Annotated in this window: 1 pseudogene; it reads right to left on the minus strand. The window is 39.5% G+C overall.

The window, feature by feature from the left end:
- Positions 1-3,968, minus strand: a pseudogene (locus ACFINY_RS09435) (hypothetical protein); the annotation flags it as partial.
- Between the last annotated feature and the right edge of the window lie 373 nt (positions 3,969-4,341).

Here is a 4,341-nt window from a genome sequence, read left to right on the forward strand (position 1 = left end):
CCTGATACTATAGAGCCAGCTGCAAGTGATGTAAGCTTGCTGTTCTCTTTATTGTCCCCATGCGTCGCTACAAACGCACCTTTAGTCTTGCCCCATAACAATGCATCGCCTTGAACTGCTTGCGTAATATTACTTAGTTTTTCATCAAACTTTTTGACCTCATTAGACAGATGAGTGTTCACATTCTTGACACTCGTATCAAGACCCGCAAAGGCGCTACCAACATCGTTATGTGAATTAGTCGTTACTGTACCATCGTCAGAAACATTAGAGATTTTATAAGTCGGAACTGTAAAAACACCCTCTTTAAAGGATGCTTCTCCACCAAGAAACTTAGCTAAATCCTGAGAAATTGTATTGATCTGACTACCATTAATCGCATCATATGAACTCTCACCAATGACACCATCTTTTACATTATGAAGCGCAACCGGTTCTGCATCCTTACCTTTACCTAAAGTCACACTGCTATAGTCAACTATTCCGTCTTCTTTTTTATCGTAGAGAACCACTGCTGAATCATCAGACTGAAGGCTGCTGGAAAGATCCTTCAGACTTGCATCAAGCTGCGCTTTATTGACTGCCTCGTCCCCATTTTGCGCTGCCTTAACACCAGAAAGAATTCGAGCATCACCATCTCGATTTAAAATATTGATTTTATTGCCGCCTCTTTCCGCACCAATAGTAATAAGACCCATCCTATCCTGCTTAACAAGGCTATCACCTTTCACATTGGCAATCTCATTATTAATCTCTTTGCTGATCTCATTTCTAATATTTGTGAAAGAATTACCAACTCCAGCCAAAGCATCCGCCACATTGCCATAGTCTATCTCTTCAGAGTTACCATCATCCTTAACTGTCTTAACCTTAAAACTTGGAGCTTTCCATTTGCCCTCTTTATCATAACCTGCACCTCCACCAAAATAGGTTGCAAGTTGTTCGTTCAGCGAATAAAGCTGTCCACCCGTGACAGCATCCGTTGAATCTTTAGAAACATCACCATCTAAAAGAAACGTAATTTTGCTGTTATCTTGAGTGGCTACAGCTCTGCCTTTTTCTTCTTTGCTCTTTTCATGACGTGCTACAAAGGCGTTGGCTTCATCATTCCATAACAAAGCATCACCTTTAACTTGCTGAGTAATATTCGTTATGTTTTTAGTAAGTTCGCTAAACTTATTTGTTACATTATCATTGACATTCTTGATATTGCTATCAAGCTGGCTTTTGTTAACAGCGTCATTATTGTTCTTTGCTTCCCCAACACCAGAAATTATCCGATCCGCACCGCTTTCATTTGCAATATTGATTTCTGCGCCACCTACTTTTGCACCAATAGTGAGACGATGCGTTGTTTTGTCTTGCTGAACAAAGCTCTCGCTTTCCACTTTGGTAATCACATTATTAACCTGTTCAGTCAATTTATTCTGAACATTCGTGATAGAACTTCCAACACCTGTAAGTGCATCTGCTACATTCTGATAATTCTTGTCAAAAGAAGTACCATCCTCACCAAACTGCTTGATCTTGAAATCCGGTGCTTTCCATTTGCCCTCTTTATCATAACCTGCACCACCACCAAAATAGGTTGCAAGTTGTTCGTTCAGCGAATAAAGCTGACTACCCGTTACGGCATCTGTTGATGTAGCGCTAATCTCACCATTTGCAAGGAACGTAATTCTACTGTTTTCTTGTGTCCTGACAGCTTTGCCTTTTTCTTCTTGCTTCTTCTCATGACGTGCTACAAAGGCATTGGCTTCATCATTCCATAACAAAGCATCACCTTTAACTTGCTGAGTAATATTCGTTATGTTTTTAGTAAGTTCGCTAAACTTATTTGTTACATTATCATTGACATTCTTGATATTGCTATCAAGCTGGCTTTTGTTAACAGCGTCATTATTGTTCTTTGCTTCCCCAACACCAGAAATTATCCGATCCGCACCGCTTTCATTTGCAATATTGATTTCTGCGCCACCTACTTTTGCACCAATAGTGAGACGATGCGTTGTTTTGTCTTGCTGAACAAAGCTCTCGCTTTCCACTTTGGTAATCACATTATTAACCTGTTCAGTCAATTTATTCTGAACATTCGTGATAGAACTTCCAACACCTGTAAGTGCATCAGCTACATTCGTATAGTTCTTGTCAAAAGAAGTACCATCCTCACTAAACTGCTTGATCTTGAAATCCGGTGCTTTCCATATGCCCACTTCATCATAACCAGCACCACCACCAAAATAGGTTGCAAGCGTGTTACCCATTGCATAAAGTTGACTACCAATGACAGCATCCGTTGAGCCGGGGCTGATCTCAGCCTTTTCTAGAAACGTAATTCTACTGTTTTCCTGTGTCCTTACAACTCTGCCTTTTTCTTCTTGCTTCTTCTCATGACGCGCTACAAAGGCATTGACCTCATCATTCCATAACAAAGAATCCTGTGCTACTCCTTCAGAAACTTCTTTAATCCGTGCATTCACATTCTTGATATTTGTATCAAGACCAGTAAATGCACTACCAACATCTTTAAAAGAGCCCTCTGTTATATTACCCTTTGTATCAATCTTGGATAAGTTATAAGTTGGTCCCGTCATAGCAGAACCAGCAACTCCTGCACCTCCACCAAAATATTTTGATGTATTGGCCATAGCCGTTTCCAGATTTCTCGCTGTGGACGAAAGACTCTCATTGGTTTTGCTTAACTGTGAAAAATTAACTGCATCGTTCGCTCCAGTGCCATCCGACACTCCTGTAATCTTTTTACCCCCAGCATCTATCCCAGAAATGATTATTTTCGGTCCACCTGTAATCACTAAGCCTGTTGCATCTAGGGTATTGCTTCCTGCAGTTACTTTATTGACTGCGATTTCCTTAGCTAGATCAAATTTTATATTATTATTATCTTTGCCTTTGCTAATTTGAAGATTTTCACTTGCCGCTGATAAATCGATCTTGCTCTCTATACCAATAGTTGTAGCATCTGCACCACCAGCAGACAGCTGCCAACCTTTATCTACGTAATCTTGTAATGACTTTATCTGCGCAACATTAGCAGCATCAGTCAGTTCAGAACCAGCTGCTACCCCTATAATTTGTCGCGTTTTCTTCTCGCTGACATCACCAACACTCACAGCACCATAACCACTCTTCCATTGAGCGTCAGCACCTGTTGCATTCGCTTTCTTATTAGGAGAATAGCCAGAAACACCACTAGCCCTATCAGCGACAGCATCTACACCTAGCGCAACACTGTACAACGCGTTCGCTCTTGACCGTCCACCAATAGCGGTAGTACCAGCACCGTTGACTTGCGCGTTGTTGCCAACAATAGTAACAGCCTCAAACAGGTTATTTTGTGAATGTACCTGTATGTTGTTACCAATAGCAATAATATTTAAGCCTTTCGCATTCGGACTTTTCCCCAGTTTTATATCATCACTAGTTGCATACGTACTCACCCTCCTTGCTAAACTATTAACGCCAGACAGCAAAATATCATCACTATTATCGTCCTCAACAGGCAGCATCCACCCTTTTTTAACAAATGTTTTTGGCAATTTTCGCACAGCAATATTATCCGCACTCATGCTTTTATCGTTAACCGCTATTCTTGTAAGCTGTGGCACTTTCTTATCACCAACATTTCCAACTCGCGCAGAACGGCTACCTTCTGTCAAAACATTTACGATAGGACTCTTATCTCTCTTACCAGAAAGGGTTTTGGTTAAAAAATTTGCGTAATCATCAGAAGCATTCAAACCAGCAACAGAGAGAAGGCTTTGTGGATAAGACACGCCGGTACTTTTTACACCTTCAAGAAATGTGTTTCTAAAATCAGGATTTGCTGAAAAAACAGGCGTAACATTCGATAAGAATGTAGCCGCTGTAGCCAACGAAAGAACTTTAACAAAAGAAAAACGAGAACGTTTTAATTCACTCGCTGCTTGTGGGGCATATAATTTTTTCATAACAAACTCTCCAATGAAAAAACTTAAAAACACCTCCAAAACATAAAAAAGACACATTTTAGCATTATTGATCTCTTTGGAATTCAGAGTAGACGATTATTGCTTAGAGTGTGAACATTTTGAGTCTTTAGTTTTGTTTTGTTTGCGCTCTCTGTATTGAGACCTAAATGTTTGTCTTTTTGATTATGTTTTGTGGACATAAAGATAACACATTTAGAGTCTAAGTTTTTTAGTGTGCTTTTTTTCTAACTAAAAAGGGGTCTTTATATTTAATATTACATTTTACTTGGTAGTGGTTACTATAAAATCCTTTGTACTAGGTTTTAGTATGTATTTTCCTAATTATAGACTTTATTTTTATTAGAAAGCATGG

It is taken from the genome of Bartonella sp. AA23NXGY, assembly GCF_042197165.1.
Lineage (GTDB): Bacteria > Pseudomonadota > Alphaproteobacteria > Rhizobiales > Rhizobiaceae > Bartonella.